Genomic DNA, 17,438 nt, shown 5'->3' on the forward strand with positions numbered 1-17,438 from the left:
AAAAAACAAAAAATCAAAATTGCCTACTTGCAACCTACACCATCTGCAAAGCGGACCCAAGACTTCAATACTTAAACTTGCCCATTAAAAAAGGCCCCGAAGGGCCTTTTTTATTCTTTGGTATTGGTCGGAGCCGGAGGCTCGGTGCTGTCATCTTCGTCCAGGTATTGGTCAAGATCGAAGTCATCAACCGGCTGCGGCATCGCTTGGCCATAAGTGTCGTAATAGGATTTTTGGAAGTAGGCTTCACGAATGAAGGCGTAGGGGTCGACACTCTGATTGATAAGCCCTTCCTGAGGGATAAGCTTGGCTCGAGTATCGATACCTTCAATGCCCCAGCGGATGGCCTTTTCGGTGAAGTTAAGCACCGCCAGCGGGGGATAAAGATAATCCACCAGGCCGCCCACTTCGTCCCGAGGTGTGCTGGGGCCAAGTACCGGCAGCATCAGGTAAGGGCCGGATGACACGCCGTAGTAGCCCATTACCTGGCCAAACTTGGTTTCTTCCTTATCAATACCCGCCATAGTAGCAACGTCGATAAAACCCAGCAGACCAAACGTGGTGTTGAGCAGGAAGCGACCAATGGTTTTGCCGCTGCGGGCGAACTTGAATTCTAAAAACTGGTTAAGGGCGCTGGACGGCTCAGAGAGGTTTTGTGCGAAGTTCAGCAGGCCGGTTTGCACTGGCGTTGGCACGTGTTTGGTATAGGCAACAGTTACCGGGCGGGCAACGTTCGGGTCCAACACATCCCAGTTGAACTTCCACATTTCCCGGTTGAAGCTCTCAATGGGGTCCCGGTCGTTGGCAGGGGCCAGGGTCGGTGCCTTGGCATCTGGCAGCACCATGGGCTTGCTGGCACAACCGGCAAGGAAAGCAACACAAAGGGGTAACAACCACCGCATTTATTTCGTCCTTTTATTTTAAAATCAAGCTGACTTGCTTTTCGGAACTATCCACCGGCCCGATTTCACCGCTGAGATCCCCGGCTTGTTGCTGGCCCACCACACCACTTTGACTGATCCTCGCTCCCACCAGATAGCTGCTGGCGTCCGCCAGGCTGCGCCCTGGGATCATCGAGGTGGCGTCCGACAATGCCACTTCGGTAGGCAATCTTGATAAAGGTAGCCTAACCGCTGCCAAAGGAGGGCCCCCTTGAGGTGCCTTGGCGTAGACAAAGAGTGTTGCCGAAGGCGGCAAATTTGCCTTGCGCTCGGCCGCCACATCAATCTTGACCAGCAATCGGTGCCCTTCGCCTTGCAGCTTACTGCGAGCATCGCTCACTCTTGCTGCCACCATTGCCTTGCGCGGATCACCCTCAGGCAGCGCATTGTCCAACTTCTGCCAGAGGCTAAGCGCCTGATTATAATCTTGCTTTTGATAAGCGACAAAGCCTTGCAGCAACAGTGCGTCGTGATTGGCCGGATCGGCGGCCAATAAGCGCTTGAGGGCATTGTTTGCCGTTTCAAGGCCGGCCTTGTCGCCATCAAGCAATTCAACCTGGGCGAGCCCCAGAAGCGCCGAGCTATTGGCCGGCTCGCTTACCAGCGCTTTTTGGTAGGCATCAACAGACAGTTCCTTTTGGCCCAGTGCAAACCCTACCCGGCCAAGGAAAACCCAGGCATTGGTGTCGTCCTGCTGGCTAAGGCGGGTGCGGATCCCAAGGGCCAAATCCTGCATCTGCTGCGGGGTAAGATTTTGGCCAGGCTCTGGCCGCAGCGCTTTTTGGGCTAGGCTTGGCAGCTCGGTCATCACCTCTTGCCAGTGGCTAAGTTGCTGCCAGGCGCCAAAACGCCAGTAAAGCGCTGCGCTCAGCGCCACCATCAACAGCACGCCGGGCAGCAACACTTGCCAGCCCAGTGCATTGCCTGTTCCCTGATGCTGCTCGGCATCGTCTAGCAGGCTGCGTTTGAGCTCACTGTCCAGCTCGTTAAAACGGCTTGGGTCCACCAACCCTTGCTCAAGCTCGCGGGTCAGCTCAAGGCGGCGGTCCTTGTACAACGCCAGGTTCAACTGGCGCTGCTCAGGCCCCTGCTGTGAAAGGTAAGGCACCAACACCACAGCGATGGCCAGCAGCAGCATCAACGCCATACCCAGGCCAAGCCACAGCATCAATGTTGTTCCTTCTCATTAAGCAGCTCAGACAATCGCCGGGCTTCTTCTTCATTGAGGGGCGAGGCTTGCTCGCGGCTGGCACGAACAAAGATAAAGATAAGGCCGGCTATCAGCACCAGAATGGGGGCCAGCCACAGCACAATGGTGTCAAGGCGCAGCGGCGGCTGATAATGGATGAAGTCCCCGTAGCGGGCCTTCATATAGCTGATGATTTCCTTGCGGCTCTTGCCCTGCTCGGTCATCTCATAAACCTTTTCCCGCAGATCCTTAGCAAGCTCGGCATCGGAATCGGCAATATCCTGATTCTGGCATTTAGGGCAGCGCAGCTCTTTGATCAATTCTTTGAACTGAGTTTCCTTGGCCGGATCGGTAAAGGTATAGGCATCCACGGCCGCAGTGGCGGCAACGCAATAAAATGCTACTGGAAGCAGCAATATATACAGCAGCGTTCGCATCATGGCTTCAGTCCGTTGTAGATAGGTTTAAGGGTCTGATTCCAGACCCTGTCGTTCACATCCCCGACATGGCGGTAGCGAATAACGCCCTGCCCGTCGATAAGAAAAGTCTCGGGTGCTCCATACACCCCAAGATCCAACCCCAACTGCCCTTTGGGGTCAAAAAGCACCTCTTCATAAGGGTTACCCAAGCGGCTCAACCAATCAACGGCGGCGTTGCGCTCGTCCTTGTAGTTAACCCCCACTATTCTCACCCCCTGGCGAGCCAGGGTGTTGAGAAACTGGTGTTCGGCATAACAGGTGGGGCACCAGGTGGCCCAAACGTTCAGCAGTACCGGCTGGCCGGTGGCCAGCAGCTTTTGGTCATAATGCTTGTTATCGTCAAAGAGGTCGACTTTTTGAAAGTCAGGTACCGCTTTACCCACCAGTACCGAGTTTAACTCCCTTGGGTTGGAATAAAGCCCTCGGTACAAAAACACGGCCAACACCAAAAAACAGGCCAGCGGCAGCAACAGCCATAACTTCTTCATGCCTTGGCCTCCTGCAACCTGGCAAAGCGATAACGCCGGTCAGATACCATCAACACGCCGGCCAGGGCCATCAGAATGCCGCCTCCCCAGATCCAGCGAACAAAAGGCTTAACATGGACCCGGATGGCCCAGGCGCCGTCATCAAGCTGCTCGCCAAGGGCAATGTACAGGTCGCGGCTTAGCCCCCAATCGATACCGGCTTCGGTCATCACCGAGCGGGCCACGGTGTAAAAGCGCTTTTGCGGGTTGAGTGTGGCCTCCAGCTTACCGTCACGGGTGACGGTAAAATGGCCGCCGTAGCCTTGATAATTAGAGCCGGCGACCGGCTCAATGCCATCGAAATGAAAGGCGTAGCCAGCCAGGGTATAGCTTTGACCGGTTTTAAGGCGAATATCCTGCTCTTGGGAGTAGCTGGTGGTAAGGGCGATACCAATCACCGTGACCGCGAGCCCCACATGGCCCAGCACCATGGCCCAGTGGCTGCGGTTTAGCACTTTGAGGCCTTGCCAGAGGTTGCCCTTGTTGCCGGTGCGAAGGTGCACTTCTTGCAACGTGCTGACCAGCACAAAGAAGGCCAGCACCAGCCCCAGCATGGCGTACCCCTTAGCCTGGCCGGTGATAAGCAGCGGCAGCAGCACGCCCAACACCAGGCTGATACCAAAGGCCAGCATCAGCCTTTTGATGAGTTTATTGGCCGGTTCTTTTTTCCAGCGCGCCAGCGGGCCAGCGCCCATGGCAAAGGCGAAAGGTATAAACAGCCAGGTAAAGAGGCTATTAAAAAAGGGCGCCCCCACCGAGATAGAACCCAGCCCCAGCTCTTTGTGCACCAGCGGCATCAAGGTGCCCACCAGTACCACCAGACAGGCTGTGGTCAAAAAGACGTTATTGCCAAGCAGCAGGCTCTCGCGGCTAAGCAGGGTAAAACTGCCTTGGCTGCGCACCTGGGCGGCGCGAAAGGCGTAGAGGGTCAAGCTGCCGCCAATCACAATCACCAAAAAGGCCAGGATAAAAAGGCCCCGTGCCGGGTCGGAGGCAAAGGCGTGCACCGAAACCAGCACCCCGGAGCGCACCAGGAAGGTGCCCATCAGGCTTAAAGAGAAGGCAGCAATGGCCAGCAGTACTGTCCAGGCCTTAAATACCCCGCGCTTCTCGGCAACCGCCAGCGAGTGCAGCAGCGCCGTACCAGCCAGCCAGGGCATGAAGGAGGCGTTTTCTACCGGATCCCAGAACCACCAGCCGCCCCAGCCCAGCTCGTAGTAAGCCCACCAAGAGCCAAGGGTGATACCGATAGTTAAAAACAGCCAGGCCGCCGCCGTCCAGGGCCGGGACCAGCGGGCCCAGGCGGTGTCGAGTTTACCGGACAAAAGAGCAGCAATGGCAAAAGCAAAGGCGACCGAGAACCCCACATACCCCATGTACAGCATGGGGGGGTGCACCACCAGCCCCGGGTCTTGCAGCAGCGGGTTAAGGTCGGCGCCGTCTACCGGGTAGAAAGGTAAGCTGCGGCTGAAAGGGTCGGAGGTGAAGAGGATAAAAAGCAAAAAGCCGGTGGCTATCATGCCCATCACCGACAACACCCGCGCTACCGCCGGCAGCGGCAACGGCTTTGAAAAAAGCGCCACTGCGCCGGCCCAACCGGTGAGGATAAGCACCCACAGCAGCAAAGAACCTTCATGGGCGCCCCAGGTGGCACTGATACGATAGGCCAAAGGCAATTGGGTGTTGGAATGGGCCGCCACGTAGGCAACGCTAAAATCGTTGCTAATAAAGGCGTAGACCAGAGCGCCAAAGCTAAAGGCCACCAGCACAAACTGGCCCAGGGCCAAGGGCCGGGCCAGGCTCATCAGCCGAAGGTGCCCTTTATAGGCGCCCCACAGCGGATACACACAAGAAAGCAGCGATAAACCCAGCGCCAATATCAGCGCAAAGTGGCCAAGTTCAGGAACCATTGACCCCTCGCTTATGCATGTTGATAGCCGCTTCTGAAACTTCAGGAGGCATATATTTCTCGTCGTGTTTGGCCAGCACTTCACTGGCCCTTACCGTGCCTTTGTCGGTAAAGGTGCCCTGGGCCACGATGCCCTGCCCTTCACGAAACAGGTCCGGCAGGATGCCTGAGTACAGTACCGTGACCCGGTAGCCGCTGTTATCGGTCAGCTCGAAACGGACATCCAGGGTTTTATCGTCACGCTTTACCGTACCCGGCACCACCAAACCACCAATGCGAAGGCGCTGGCCAGGATGCGGCTTGACGCCGTCCTTGCCGCTTTCCACCTCACCGGGCGTGAAAAACAAATCAATGTTCTGGCTCAGGGCATAGAGCACCATGCCTGCGGTGGCAGCCAGGCCCAGCAGCACCGCCCCCGCGACGATTAGCCGGGTTTTACGACGAGGATTCATTACCGCTCACCTCTTTGTTTCTTTGCGCCTGTCTTTGCTGGCGGGCATGGCGTTTTTTAAGGTCGGATAGCAACGAACGTTCTTGTTGCCACAGCCAGATAATGAGCCCAACCAAGGTGACAAAGGTCACCCCATAGGCGAGCCAGACAAAAAAGCCATGGGTGCCCTGAGCCAGAAAATCCTTCAGGCTATGAAAATACATCAGCGGCCCTCCAACAGTGTGACAACCCAGGGCCGGCGGGCTTCCATGCTGAGAATGAGGGTCGCCATCCGTTTTACCGACAGCGCCGTCAGCAGCAAGGCAAAACCCAACAGGTTGATCAACAGCGGCCAGAGCATGCTGTCGTCCATGGAAGGCCGGGAGAACTTACTGATGGTGGCCCCCTGGTGAAGCGTGTTCCACCACTGGACCGAATAATGAATGATGGGCAGGTTTATCACACCGACCAGCGCCAAAATGCCTGCGGCCCGGCCAGCGGTCTTCTTGTCGTTGAAGGCACCATATAAGGCGATCACCCCCAAGTACAGGAACAATAAGATAAGTTGTGACGTTAGCCGCGCATCCCACACCCACCAAGTGCCCCAGGTCGGCTTGCCCCACACCGCCCCGGTAAAGAGCGACAAAAAAGTAAAGACGGCACCGATAGGGGCAATAGCCTGCACCGTGACATCAGCCAGGCGCTGCTGCCAGACAATACCGACAAAAGCAGCGATGGCCATGGCCAGGTAGCCCCCCATGCCGAGCATAGCAGTGGGTACATGGATATAGATGATGCGAAAACTGTTGCCTTGCTGGTAATCGGGGGGCGCAAAGGCGAGGCCCCATACCGTGCCAACCAGCAACACAATCAGGCTTGGCCAGAAGAACCAAGGCGCCAGGCGCCGGCACAGCCAGTAGGCACGTTCGGGTTTAGCGTAGGGGTGTAACCAGTTCCACATGGCCATTCCTATCCGTTAATACTTATTTTCAGCGCCGAGGCGATGGCAAAAGGACAAAGGGTTAAAGCCCCCAGACTAAAGGCGGCCAGCAGCGCCAACTGGCCACTGTAACTCAAACCCAGGGCAGCGGCTTCGAGGCTGCCGGTGGCAAAAATAAGCACCGGGATATAAAGCGGCAGCACCAGTAGGCTAAGTAGAATGCCGCCACGCTTGAGGCCAACAGTCAGTGCCACCCCAACCGCTCCCACCAGGCTCAAGGCCGGCGACCCTGCCAGCAGGGTTAGCACCAACGCCAGCCAACCGGCGCCATCAAGGTTCAACAGCAGCGCCGCCAGGGGCGATAGCAACACCAACGGCAGCGCGGTCAGCAACCAATGGGCTACCACCTTGGCCAGCGCCACCAGCGGCAAGGGCAGCGACGTAAGCATCATTTGCTGCAAGCTGCCATCGGCCAAGTCGTCTTTAAATAACCGTTCAAAAGACAGCAGCGCCGAGAGCAGCACCGACACCCAGATGATACCGGGTGCCAATCTTGCCATCAGTTGCGGCTCTGGTCCCAATCCAAGGGGAAACAGTGTTATTACCAGCAAATAAAAGATAAGGGGGTTGAGCACATCGGCCTTGCGCCGAAAAGCAATGGCCAGGTCGCGGCGAATAAGGCTGATAAAAAGACCCGTCAAGAGACCGCCTCAAGTAGCAATCGCTGGCTCGGTGGCTTGGTCAAATCCTGGTGGCTGGTCATCAGTACCGCGCCGCCTTGCTGGCAGTGTTGCCAAAGCCGCTGCTCCAGCGCCGCCACACCTTTTTTGTCGATGGCGGTAAAGGGCTCGTCAAGCACCCAGACTCGGGCGCGGCTCAGCCACAACCTTGCCAGCGCCACACGCCGCTGCTGGCCAGCGGACAATTGCCCCACCGGCACGTCCTCAAAGCCAAAAAGGCCCACCGTATCTAGCACCTGCCAGTGGTCCAGCGGCTGGCAGGGTTGGATCCGGGCATAAAAAGCGAGATTTTCAAAGGGGGTGAGCACGGTGTTGATGCCACTGTGGTGACCAATAAACAGCAAATCCTGATGGTATTGTGCCCGAACCTCGCCGATGGCTTGGTTCAGGTAACACACTTTTCCCGTCGCTTTATCACCAAGACCGGCAACAATGGCCAGCAGGCTGCTTTTGCCTGCGCCATTAGGGCCTTCTACCTGAATGAGCTCGCCGGCCTCAAGATCAAACGAGAGACTGGCAAACAGGGTGCGTTCTTCGCGAATGCAGGATAAATTTTCAACAGAAATAAGGGGATAGCTCACCAGGGTCATCCGGCTGTCAAAGCTGTCGCGATGATAGCATACTGACCTAAAGTGGCTAGGCAGTGCAAAGACAACCTTATGAAAGTACCGACGAATTTGCCCCCAGCCGGCATCCGGGCGCAACAAGCGCCGACCACGCCTCAATCGGCCCCGGCCAAAACCATGAGCGCAGCTCTGCTCGCAAGCAGTCCGGACATGGCGCGGCTCGCCCTTGGCTTGACCCTCCCAGCCCCGGATGCAGGCGCCTTAAGCCGGGTGTTACCGGCGCTTTTAACCAGCCAGTTGCCACAGCTTCTGACCAGTTTGCTCAATCCGGCCGACGGTAAGGCGCCCATGGTTCGCCAGTGGCTGCTGGCCGCCCTCGGCGCGCGTTTGCAAAGCAAAGACATTTCCCTGCCGGCGCCGTTGAAGGCCTTGCTGCAAAGCCTCGATGAAGGGCAAAAGCAGCTCCTTTCAGATGGCCTTGGCAAATTGGAGCAAGCGCAGTTTCAATCCCGCCAGGACACCCTTTTTTGGGCGCTACCCCTGCCCTTTGCCCAGGATTGGCTGGAGCTTGCCTGGCCCAACCCCAAGGAGCAAAAACGCAATCAGGAAAGCGAACCGGTGCTGACTCTGCTCTTTCCATTGCCAGGCCTTGGCCGCTTGCTGGTAAAAGCCGGGGTGCAGAGCGTGCGCTTTTATGCCGACACCCCGGCTTTAAAACAGCGGGTAGACGACACCCTGCCAAGGCTTGCCAAGCGCCTTGCCGACTTAGAACTCGCTCCGCAGCTGATGAGCTTTCAGGGCAAGGTACCGGCCAAGCTTATTCCGCCGGTCGGCGGTATCAACGAATTGGTGTGAAATGAGCGACCCAAAGGAAACCAAAGCCATTGGCTTGTCCTACGACGGCAGCCAGCCGCCGAAACTGGATTTCAAACTCACTGGCGAGGAAGCGAAAGCGGTTATCGAGATAGCCAGGGAAAAGGGCCTGCTGCTCCATGAAGACGCAGCGCTTACCGAGAGCCTGATGCGCCTTGAACAAGGCCAGGGAATACCGCCGGAGCTTTACCTTATCGTGGCGGAGCTTATCGCCTATGCCTGGCTGCTGATGGGCAAGGAACCCGATTATTGGCGCACCCCAGATGGCGGGGTGCGGGCTCGGGGTTAGGGCTTTTTGTGCAGATTAAAGAGGAGTTCGGCCTCGGCGCGGGGCAGTTCGCATTCACGCATCAACTCGTCGATATCGGCGCCAAGGGCCACCATTTTGGCGGCGCGGCTGTAGAGCTTACTTTGTGGGTCGACGCTTTTCAGCTCGTCCTGGGCGCCTTGCATCCGCTCTACGTCTGCCGCCAGGCTCAACAGCCGTTGGCCCATACCTAGGGCGCCTGAATGGATCTCATGGAGCAGGTTTTCCCGGTCTTGAAGCTGGCGCTCCAAGTCGTCGATGCGGCCGACAAGTACCGTTTGACGGCGGTACATCAAGACGATGACCGCCACCACCAGCAATAACAGCAGCGTTTCGAGAAAGGTAACCAGGCTCATCACAGATTCATTATCTCTTCCCACTCCTCGTCGGTGAGCATTTTGTTGAGATCCACCAGGATCAACAGCTCGCCGTCGCGGTTGGACACGCCCTGGATAAACTTGGCGCTCTCTTCGGTGCCCACATTAGGCGCCACTTCGATTTCGGAGCGTTTGAGGTAAACCACCTCGGCCACGGCGTCCACCAGGATACCGATGACTTCTTTCTCGGCCTCGATGATGACAATCCGTGATTGCTCGCTAACCTCAGAAGACGCCAGGCCGAAACGGGCACGGGTATCAATGACCGTAACCACGTTGCCACGCAGGTTGATGATGCCCAGCACATAGTCGGGTGCACCGGGAACCGGCGCGATTTCGGTGTAACGCAGTACTTCCTGCACCTGCATTACGTTGATGCCGTAGGTTTCGTTATCCAGCTGGAAGGTTACCCACTGCAGGACTTCGTCGTTGGCTTCCGCCACTTTCGCCAGCTTTTGCTTGTTGCTCATGCTTTACCCTTATTCTCTTCCAGATCCAGACCACCCAGGCCCTTGTCGAGCATGCCCAGCAGGGCATCAACGTCAAGCAAGGCACACATACGTTCTTTGACCATACCGGCCAACCAAGGCCTTTTACTGCCGCCCTGGCGCCAGCGAACCGAGCTACTGTCGATACGTTCGGTGCGAACCAGGCTATAACAGGCCAGCCCCCAGGGACTGTCCCCCAACATCACTAGATATCGGTAGTTTTCGGCATTTTCTTGATTTTTTGTTTTGTCGGGCATCACCCAACGGGCCGTGTCCACCACCCGCATTTTCTGATCGCGGTGCAGCATCAGCCCTTTGAACCAATCAGGCTTGCCAAAAAGCGGGCTCACCTCGCCTATCTGGTGGATGCCGCCCAGTTTATCCAGCGGCACCGCAAGCTCAAGCCCCGCTACGTCAAAAAGCAGTACTTGAAAGTCTCCTTCCCGCACCACCGCGTCCACCGGCGCTTCGGGGGGCGGCGGCTCGGCGCCTTTTTGCTCCCTGGCTACCGGCACAGCAACCGGCGCCTCTACCTGCGGTTTTACCGGCGCCGCAACTGGCGCTGGCGGCGCTTTGACTGGAGGCTCGGCCGCCTTGGCTTCAACCTTGGGCGCAGCCAGTTCTTCTTGGGCCGCTCGAACCTGTGCCAACAGCTTGTTGAGGGTCGCCTTGTCTTCGCTTGCCGGCGCTGGGCGCTCGGCAAAGGGTTTGGCCGGGGCCTTTTCTTCGACTTTGGCCTGCACCTTGGGCTCGCTCTTGGCAGGCTCCGGCGGCGAAGGCTCAGCTAAAAGGGCAGCGAAGTAGTCGTCCATCAGGCTCATGCACTCACCTCCAGCGGCAGCAGAGACTCGAGCAGTTTTTCATAGGCCTGCACCCCTCTTGCCAGGGGCGAAAGCACCGGCAGCGGCACATGCTCGCGGCTGGCATCACGAAACTTGGTATCCACCGGCACCATGCCTTGCCAGACATTGCCGCCATATTCCTGGTGCAATTCCTTAAGGGCTTCCAGGGAGGCACGGGTACGCTTGTCAAACATGGTAGGCACGATAGTGACCTGGCGCTTGCCTTTGAGGGATTTTTCCATCATCGACAGGGTACGGAGCATCCGCTCCAAGCCCTTGATGGCCAAAAACTCGGTTTGCACCGGCACCAGCACCCGCTGGCAGGCGGCCAGGGCATTGACCATCAACACCCCAAGCACCGGCGGGCAGTCAATAAGCACATGGGCGTAAAGGCCGTCGAGCTTTTCCAGCAATTGCTTTAACAACAGGCCCAAGCCTTCGCGGCTACCCAGTTGACGGTCGAGAGTGGCAAGCTCCATGGCCGCCGGCCACAAGAAGAGGTTATTGCCCACTTCCAGGGTGGCTTTGTCGATAAGGGCCGGGGTCAATTGTTGGCTGGACATCAAATCAAACAAGGTGGCCTCCAGGTTTTCCTGGGTGCGATTGAAATAGCTGGTCAAAGAGGCATGAGGGTCCATGTCAATCAGCAGCACTTGCTCGCCCCGGGCCGCCAACAAGGCGCCAAGGGTAACGGTGGTGGTGGTTTTGCCCACCCCGCCTTTCTGGTTCGCAACAGTCCAGATATTCACGCTGTTCTCATCGCCTCAGTTATCTTCCCGGGTGGTATAACGAACACCGCCCCCCGGCAAGGCTACCTCTTTGATCTCGGGCTCACCGGGCATCGGCTTGGACGGCAATGGCTGTGGCTTTTGCCAGCCGTAAACCGACAACGCCAGCACCACCCGGCGCCGGTCTGCCTGGTCAGTCTGGAGCTGGTCGCCGTAGGCGCCATAGCCTTCCAAGGCCAGCCTCGGCGCTTCCACACCGTCGGCCACCAGTTGGCGCAGCACCGCTGCCGCCCTCGCTGCCGACAGCTCCCAATTAGACGCAAAAATGGCATCGCTGATGGGGGTGCTGTCGGTATAGCCTCGAACCCGAATGTAATTGTTGGCCGACTTCAAAGCCGGCGCCAAAGACGAAAGCAAGTCTCGTGCCGGTTTCTGCAAGGTGGCGCTGGCCCTTGAGAAAAGCAGGCTGTCTGGCAGTTCCAGGGTCAGCCAGTCTTCACCCAATTTGAGTTTGGCGCCGCCGAGGTTGGCGTCACCCTCCAGGGCTTTGCTGAGCTCATTGGCCAGCTCTTTTAGCGGCTTACCGGCTACTTGCTGGGGCTCGCTGGCTAACAGGCCATCATCGGCCGCCACTTTGCCCTGCCCGGCCTCTTTAAGCTGTTGGCCGCCATCTAGCAGGCCAGCGCCATCGGGCAGCAGGGTTTGGCCGCCCCCTTGAGCCGCTGCGCCGCTTTCGGTGTTTTTAGGGTAAGGCTTGGCCACCCGCTGCACCGCGCTTTCGAGATTGGAAACCACTTCTTTGAATTCGTCTTTTTCCAGCAGCACAAAGGCGTAGAGCACCACAAATAGCGCGAACATCAGCGTCATGTAATCGGCATAGGACACCAGCCAGCGGTCGCTGTTGTCTTTATGTTTGACCCTGTGCTGGCGCCGGTAGCGATACACCTTAGCCCCCCTGGTAGCTTTGCAGCTTCATGGCCACCTTGGCCGGGTGCTCCCCAAGGCCCAAAGCCATCAAGCCGACAATGGCCGCCTCCTGGTAACGGCTGCGCCCGTCAATCAGGGCATGCAGGCGCCCACCCAGGGGCAAAAAAATCAGGTTGGCAAAACCCACGCCGTAGATGGTGGCCACAAAGGCGGTGGCAATGCCTGCGCCCAGGGCCTCGGGGTTGGTGAGCTGGCCCATGGCCTGGATAAGCCCCAGCACGGCGCCGAGGATGCCCATGGTCGGGGCGTAGCCTCCCATCATCTGAAACACATCGGCCGCTTTGTAATCGCCGTCCTGTTGCAGGTAGAGATCGCTTTCAAGCATTTCCCGAAGCTGCTCGGGAGTGGCGCCATCCACTAAAAGTTGCAGGCCTTTACGCACAAAAGGTTCAGGGTAAGACTCGGACGCCGACTCCAGCGCCAGGATGCCCTGGTTACGACACTGCTGACTCCAATGCTGGAAGTTATCCAGCAAGGCGTCAAGATCTTGACGAGGCGGGGTTACCAGCCACTGGCAAAGGGACAGCCAGCGGGTAAAGCGGCCCCAGGGGCTTTGCACCAGGGTCGCCATAAAGGAGCCCCCCACCACAATCAGCACCGCCGGGCCGTTAAGGAGGCTGGCAAGGTGACCGCCTTCCAGCCACAAAGCCAAAAGGATGATCCCCATTCCCAGCACAACAGCTGGCAGCGCCAGTCTATCCATGGCCAATCTCGGCCAGAATGCGCCCGGCAATGCGGTCAAGACTGATGGACTCATCGGTGAGGCCTGCGGCGGTTACCGCCTGCGGCATGCCGTACACCACGCAGCTCGCTTCGTCCTGGGCAAACAAGGTGGCGCCCTGGGCTTTAAGCAGCCTTGAGCCATCGCGACCATCGGCGCCCATGCCGGTCAAAATCACCGCCAGCACGTCACCCGTCACCTTGGCCGCTGAGGCGAAGGTAATGTCTACCGACGGCTTATAAACCAGCGATTCTGGGCCTTCGGTGACTTTTAAACGCATCGCCGAGCCAGAGCCCTCTACCAGCATCTGCTTGCCACCGGGGGCCAGATAGGCTGAGCCTGGCAGCAGCCGGTCGCCGTTCTCTGCTTCTTTGACATTGATTTGGCAAAGGCCGTTAAGGCGCTGGGCAAAAGCCGAGGTAAAGGTGCCGGGCATGTGCTGGATAAGCACGATGGGCAGCGGAAAATTACCGGGCAGGCGGGTCAGAATTTGTTGCAGCGCCACAGGGCCGCCTGTTGAGCAGCCAATGGCCAGCAGCTTGTAAGGCATACTGCGGCGCCGGCGCGGCGCGGGCGCCGGTGTATCGTGCCGCTCGCTAACCGGCCTTGTGGGCGCGGGTTCGGGCTTGGCAATGGTTGGTGCCGAGCTTGAACTTCGCAGCTGGCGCGCCTTGATAAGGGACAAACCTCGGCGATTGGCCAGGGTTTTAACCCGGGTCAGCAAGGTGGCAACAGCGTCGTTGCGGTCTTTGGCGATGTCCTCAAAGCGCTTGGGCAGAAAATCCAAGGCCCCGGCGTCCAGCGCGTCAAGGGTAGCCTTGGCACCGTCATGGGTCAGGGAGGAGAACATCAAAATCGGGGTGGGGTTGGCCAGCATGATCTCGCGCACCGCCGAGATGCCGTCCATAACCGGCATCTCGATATCCATGGTGATCACATCCGGGCGCAACTCTTTTGCTTTTTGAACGGCTTCCTTACCGTTCATTGCGGTGTCGATAACCTCCACGCCTTTGTCGGAGGTCAGTATCTCTGACACCCGGCGACGGAAAAAACTGGAGTCATCGACCACCAAAACACGAATCGGCATAGCAGGGTTATCCCTTTACATCTTGCGGGCATAGCGCTTGAGCAGCGCCGGTACATCCAGAATAAGGGCAATGCCCCCGTCAGAGGTAATGGTAGCGCCGGCCATGCCAGGGGTCCCCTGAAGCATCTGGCCAAGCGGCTTGATCACCACCTCTTCCTGGCCGATAAGGCCATCGACCACAAAGCCAACCTGCATGGTGCCTTGCTGGATGATCACCACATGCCCCTGGCCACGGCGCCGCTCGCGGTTTGAGCCGCGCACCAGCCAATGGTCCAGATAGAACAGCGGTATGGCCCTATCCCGCACTATTATCGTCAACTGGCCGTCAACAACATTGGTCTGGGACAAATCCAGGTGGAAAATTTCGTTGACGGTGGCCAGCGGGAAGGCAAAGGTCTGTTTGCCCACCAGCACCATCAGGGTCGGCAAAATCGCCAGGGTCAGCGGCACCTTGATGGTGATGCGGGTGCCCTCGCCTTTGGCCGAGTCAATATGGATGGAGCCATTAAGCTGGCTGATTTTGGTTTTCACCACGTCCATGCCCACACCACGGCCGGAGATGTCGGAGATCTCCTTCTTGGTGGAGAAGCCCGGGGCAAAAATCAGGTTGTACGCTTCTTCGTCAGATAAGCGGTTGGCAGCGTCTTGGTCCATGACGCCGCGCTCGACGGCGATGGATTTGAGCCGCTCCGGGTCCATGCCAGCGCCGTCGTCGTTAATGGCCAGCAGGATGTGGTCACCTTCCTGGCTTGCCGACAGCACAATGGTACCGGTTTTGGCTTTACCGCTTTTCACCCGGACATCGGGCATCTCAATACCGTGGTCCACCGAGTTACGCACCAAGTGCACCAGCGGGTCGGCAAGGGCCTCTACCAGGTTTTTATCAAGATCGGTTTCTTCCCCCACCAACTCCAGGTTGATGTCCTTTTTAAGGCTGCGGGCAAGGTCACGAACCACCCGCGGAAAGCGGCCAAACACTTTCTTGATGGGCTGCATGCGGGTTTGCATCACCGCGCCTTGCAGGTCGCCGGTCACCACATCGAGGTTGGCAACGGCTTTGGAAAGCTCTTCGTCTTCGGCGTTAAGGCCGATAGACAGCAGGCGGTTACGCACCAACACCAACTCGCCGACCATGTTCATGATCTCATCGAGCTTCTTGGTATCGACCCGCACCGTGGTTTCGGCCGGCGGGTTAACGTGGTTTTGCGCGGCACCAGCAGGAGCTGCTTGCGGCGCAGGCACGGGCGCCGCCTTGGCAGGCTCGGCTTTAGGAGCGGCAGCCTTGGGCGCCGCAGCACTGGACGCAGCCGGCTCATTTACCGAGGGCCCTTTGCCTTTGCCATGAAGCTCATCGAGCAGCGCTTCAAATTCATCATCGGCGATAAGGTCGCCACCACCGCCAGCCGCGGCTGGGGCTTTAACTTCTTCGGCCGCGGGCGCTTTAGGCGCTTCGGGCTCGTCGGACTCCACAGCGCCACTGAACTTGCCTTTGCCGTGCAACTGGTCAAGCAGCGCTTCAAATTCGTCGTCGGTGATGTCATCACCGCTGCCACCGGCCGGCGCGGCAGGCGCCGCTGGCTCAGGCGCAGCAGCTTTGGCCGAAGGCCCTTTATTGCTGCCATGCAGCTCGTCAAGGAGGGCTTCGAATTCATCGTCGGTGATATCGTCGATGCCGCCTTCGCTGGTGGCAACCGACGGTTCGGCAGCCTCTTGGCTGACCTCGGGCTCGGGAGCAATCTCAGGCTCAGGCTCGGGAGCTGGCGCCGGAGCGGCGTCTGGGTCGGTCAGGCGGTGCAGCGCTTCGATAAGCGCGGGATCGGCCGGGCCGGGGATCTCCCGTTCCTGGATAAGGGCAAACATCTCGTTGATGGTGTCCAGAGCGCTCAGCACCACGTCCATCAACTCGGCGTTTACCGCCAGTTTGTGGTTTCGAAGCAGGTCGAAGACGTTTTCTGCGCCATGGCAGACATCAACCAGGTTGGACAGGCCAAGGAAACCAGCACCGCCTTTAACGGTGTGGAAGCCACGAAAGATGGCATTGAGCAGATCACTGTCCTGGGGCCGTTTTTCCAGCTCCACCAGCTGCTCGGAGAGTAATTCAAGGATCTCTCCGGCCTCAACCAGGAAGTCCTGCAGGATGTCTTCATCCAATTCGAAGCTCATTGCTCAGCCCCTTTAGAAACCCAAACTCGATAGCAGGTCGTCTACGTCATCCTGCCCTGTGACTACGTCGTCTCTGCCTTCAGGGTTAAGAATGGGCCCTTCCGGCTCAGTGCTGGATTTTTGGCGCTCGTTGGCCATTTTCGGCTCGCCAAACATGGCAACCAGGCTCACCAAACGCTCTTCCACTTCCCTGACCAGTTCGATGACACGGCGGATGATCTGCCCGGTAAGGTCTTGAAAGCCTTGGGCCATCAGCACTTCGGTCAAGGCACCGCGCAACTCGTCGGCTTCGTTTTTGGAATTGACCAAAAAGCCGTCGAGATCGTGAACCAGGGTCTTGAACTCCCCAACCTTCATTTCCCGTTCCATCAACCGCTGCCAGGCAGGGTTGAGGCTGTCGATGCTGTCCACCAGCTTGTCGGCGATAGGCAGGCAAGACTCCACGGCATCCATGGTGGTGTTGGCCGCTGACTCGGTCATGGTGATGACATGCATCAACCGGTCTTTGGCATCGGGAATGTCCTGGGTGGCCAGGGTGGCAAGACGCGGGTCTTGCTGGAACTCAAGCAGCGAGTCGTGCAATTCGCGGGTCAGTTTACCGACCTGGGAAAACAGCTCGGTGTTGGCACTGACGGCCATTTCCCGCAGCACCGCTTCCGCCTGCTGCTCCTGACCAGCTTCCAGGTGGGCCACCAACGCTCTGGCCTGCTCCAGGGAAATGCCTGTTTTTTGGCGCTCAGTCATGGCGTGTCCTTACCCCATCCGCTCAAAGATTTTGTCGAGCTTTTCTTTTAGCGTGGCGGCGGTAAAGGGCTTGACCACATAACCGTTCACACCGGCCTGGGCGGCGGTGATGATCTGCTCGCGCTTGGCTTCGGCAGTTACCATCAGTACCGGCAGGTGCTTGAGGTTGTCGTCAGCACGAATGGCCTTCAACAGGTCAATCCCCTGCATGCCTGGCATGTTCCAGTCGGTGATCACGAAGTCAAAATCACCGTTTTGCAGCATCGGCAGCGCGGTGTTGCCATCGTCGGCTTCAAAGCAATTATTGAAGCCCAGATCGCGCATGAGGTTTTTGATGATGCGGCGCATCGTGGAGAAGTCGTCCACGATGAGGATCTTCATGTTCTTGTCCAATGCTTCC

At 58.1% G+C, this 17,438-nt stretch carries 22 protein-coding genes; 2 read left to right on the forward strand and 20 right to left on the reverse strand.

Going from position 1 to position 17,438, the window contains the following annotated elements; translation table 11 throughout:
• Positions 1-110: 110 nt before the first annotated feature.
• Genes AC22G1_RS12680 through ccmA form a run of 10 tightly spaced genes read right to left on the reverse strand, consistent with a single transcriptional unit; the run spans position 111 to position 7,745 of the window.
• Positions 111-902 carry an MlaA family lipoprotein gene (locus AC22G1_RS12680; protein ID WP_487313703.1) on the reverse strand — a complete coding sequence of 264 codons (792 nt, stop codon included), beginning with the start codon at positions 900-902 and terminating at the stop codon, positions 111-113.
• A 13-nt stretch (positions 903-915) separates the two neighbouring features.
• Entirely contained in the window at positions 916-2,109 is a 1,194-nt protein-coding gene (gene ccmI, locus AC22G1_RS12685; RefSeq protein ID WP_487313704.1) for a c-type cytochrome biogenesis protein CcmI, read from the reverse strand.
• Positions 2,109-2,567: a cytochrome c-type biogenesis protein gene (locus AC22G1_RS12690; RefSeq protein ID WP_050660369.1), complete on the reverse strand. Its 459-nt coding sequence runs from the start codon at positions 2,565-2,567 to the stop codon at positions 2,109-2,111. The genes ccmI and AC22G1_RS12690 overlap by 1 nt, the downstream gene beginning before the upstream one ends.
• Positions 2,567-3,097: a DsbE family thiol:disulfide interchange protein gene (locus AC22G1_RS12695; protein ID WP_050660344.1), complete on the reverse strand. Its 531-nt coding sequence runs from the start codon at positions 3,095-3,097 to the stop codon at positions 2,567-2,569. Before AC22G1_RS12695 ends, AC22G1_RS12690 begins: the two co-directional genes overlap by 1 nt.
• A complete protein-coding gene (locus tag AC22G1_RS12700; protein ID WP_487313705.1) occupies positions 3,094-5,046 on the reverse strand; it encodes a heme lyase CcmF/NrfE family subunit in 1,953 nt (650 codons plus the stop codon). The genes AC22G1_RS12695 and AC22G1_RS12700 overlap by 4 nt, the downstream gene beginning before the upstream one ends.
• Positions 5,036-5,497 carry a cytochrome c maturation protein CcmE gene (gene ccmE, locus AC22G1_RS12705; protein WP_487313706.1) on the reverse strand — a complete coding sequence of 154 codons (462 nt, stop codon included), beginning with the start codon at positions 5,495-5,497 and terminating at the stop codon, positions 5,036-5,038. Before ccmE ends, AC22G1_RS12700 begins: the two co-directional genes overlap by 11 nt.
• Positions 5,481-5,699 (reverse strand): heme exporter protein CcmD, encoded by a 219-nt coding sequence (gene ccmD / locus AC22G1_RS12710; protein ID WP_487313707.1) that lies wholly within the window; start codon positions 5,697-5,699, stop codon positions 5,481-5,483. Before ccmD ends, ccmE begins: the two co-directional genes overlap by 17 nt.
• Complete coding sequence (locus AC22G1_RS12715; protein ID WP_487313708.1) at positions 5,699-6,436, reverse strand: heme ABC transporter permease; 738 nt, start codon at positions 6,434-6,436, stop codon at positions 5,699-5,701. Before AC22G1_RS12715 ends, ccmD begins: the two co-directional genes overlap by 1 nt.
• Positions 6,437-6,444: 8 nt before the next feature.
• Positions 6,445-7,116, reverse strand: coding sequence for a heme exporter protein CcmB (gene ccmB / locus AC22G1_RS12720; protein WP_487313709.1), 672 nt, complete (start codon positions 7,114-7,116; stop codon positions 6,445-6,447).
• Positions 7,113-7,745: a cytochrome c biogenesis heme-transporting ATPase CcmA gene (gene ccmA / locus AC22G1_RS12725; protein ID WP_487313710.1), complete on the reverse strand. Its 633-nt coding sequence runs from the start codon at positions 7,743-7,745 to the stop codon at positions 7,113-7,115. Before ccmA ends, ccmB begins: the two co-directional genes overlap by 4 nt.
• 186 nt (positions 7,746-7,931) lie before the next feature.
• Here ccmA and AC22G1_RS12730 point away from each other — a divergent pair, with 186 nt between their 5' ends.
• Positions 7,932-8,576: a hypothetical protein gene (locus AC22G1_RS12730; RefSeq protein ID WP_487313711.1), complete on the forward strand. Its 645-nt coding sequence runs from the start codon at positions 7,932-7,934 to the stop codon at positions 8,574-8,576.
• A 1-nt stretch (position 8,577) separates the two neighbouring features.
• Positions 8,578-8,883: an EscU/YscU/HrcU family type III secretion system export apparatus switch protein gene (locus AC22G1_RS12735; protein WP_487313712.1), complete on the forward strand. Its 306-nt coding sequence runs from the start codon at positions 8,578-8,580 to the stop codon at positions 8,881-8,883.
• Here the strand turns inward: AC22G1_RS12735 and AC22G1_RS12740 are convergent.
• The 10 genes from AC22G1_RS12740 to cheY are packed head-to-tail and all read right to left on the reverse strand — an operon-like array spanning position 8,880 to position 17,419.
• Entirely contained in the window at positions 8,880-9,257 is a 378-nt protein-coding gene (locus AC22G1_RS12740; RefSeq protein WP_123422262.1) for a DUF2802 domain-containing protein, read from the reverse strand. The genes AC22G1_RS12735 and AC22G1_RS12740 overlap by 4 nt on opposite strands.
• A complete protein-coding gene (locus AC22G1_RS12745; protein WP_487313713.1) occupies positions 9,257-9,748 on the reverse strand; it encodes a chemotaxis protein CheW in 492 nt (163 codons plus the stop codon). The genes AC22G1_RS12740 and AC22G1_RS12745 overlap by 1 nt, the downstream gene beginning before the upstream one ends.
• A complete protein-coding gene (locus AC22G1_RS12750) occupies positions 9,745-10,587 on the reverse strand; it encodes a chemotaxis protein CheW (RefSeq protein ID WP_487313714.1) in 843 nt (280 codons plus the stop codon). The genes AC22G1_RS12745 and AC22G1_RS12750 overlap by 4 nt, the downstream gene beginning before the upstream one ends.
• Positions 10,584-11,357 carry a ParA family protein gene (locus tag AC22G1_RS12755; protein ID WP_487313715.1) on the reverse strand — a complete coding sequence of 258 codons (774 nt, stop codon included), beginning with the start codon at positions 11,355-11,357 and terminating at the stop codon, positions 10,584-10,586. Before AC22G1_RS12755 ends, AC22G1_RS12750 begins: the two co-directional genes overlap by 4 nt.
• 15 nt (positions 11,358-11,372) lie before the next feature.
• The gene (locus tag AC22G1_RS12760; RefSeq protein ID WP_487313716.1) at positions 11,373-12,281 is read right to left on the reverse strand and encodes an OmpA family protein; all 909 of its coding nucleotides are present in this window, start codon (positions 12,279-12,281) and stop codon (positions 11,373-11,375) included.
• Between the two features lies 1 nt (position 12,282).
• Positions 12,283-13,026 (reverse strand): flagellar motor protein, encoded by a 744-nt coding sequence (locus AC22G1_RS12765; protein WP_487313717.1) that lies wholly within the window; start codon positions 13,024-13,026, stop codon positions 12,283-12,285.
• Entirely contained in the window at positions 13,019-14,131 is a 1,113-nt protein-coding gene (gene cheB, locus AC22G1_RS12770) for a protein-glutamate methylesterase/protein-glutamine glutaminase (protein ID WP_487313718.1), read from the reverse strand. Before cheB ends, AC22G1_RS12765 begins: the two co-directional genes overlap by 8 nt.
• Positions 14,132-14,146: 15 nt before the next feature.
• The gene (locus AC22G1_RS12775; RefSeq protein WP_487313719.1) at positions 14,147-16,294 is read right to left on the reverse strand and encodes a chemotaxis protein CheA; all 2,148 of its coding nucleotides are present in this window, start codon (positions 16,292-16,294) and stop codon (positions 14,147-14,149) included.
• A 12-nt stretch (positions 16,295-16,306) separates the two neighbouring features.
• Positions 16,307-17,038, reverse strand: a complete 732-nt coding sequence (locus AC22G1_RS12780) for a protein phosphatase CheZ (protein ID WP_050660327.1) — start codon at positions 17,036-17,038, stop codon at positions 16,307-16,309.
• A gap of 9 nt (positions 17,039-17,047) precedes the next feature.
• Entirely contained in the window at positions 17,048-17,419 is a 372-nt protein-coding gene (gene cheY, locus AC22G1_RS12785; RefSeq protein WP_417357653.1) for a chemotaxis response regulator CheY, read from the reverse strand.
• Between the last annotated feature and the right edge of the window lie 19 nt (positions 17,420-17,438).

The sequence above is a fragment of the Gallaecimonas zhanjiangensis genome, from assembly GCF_057624825.1.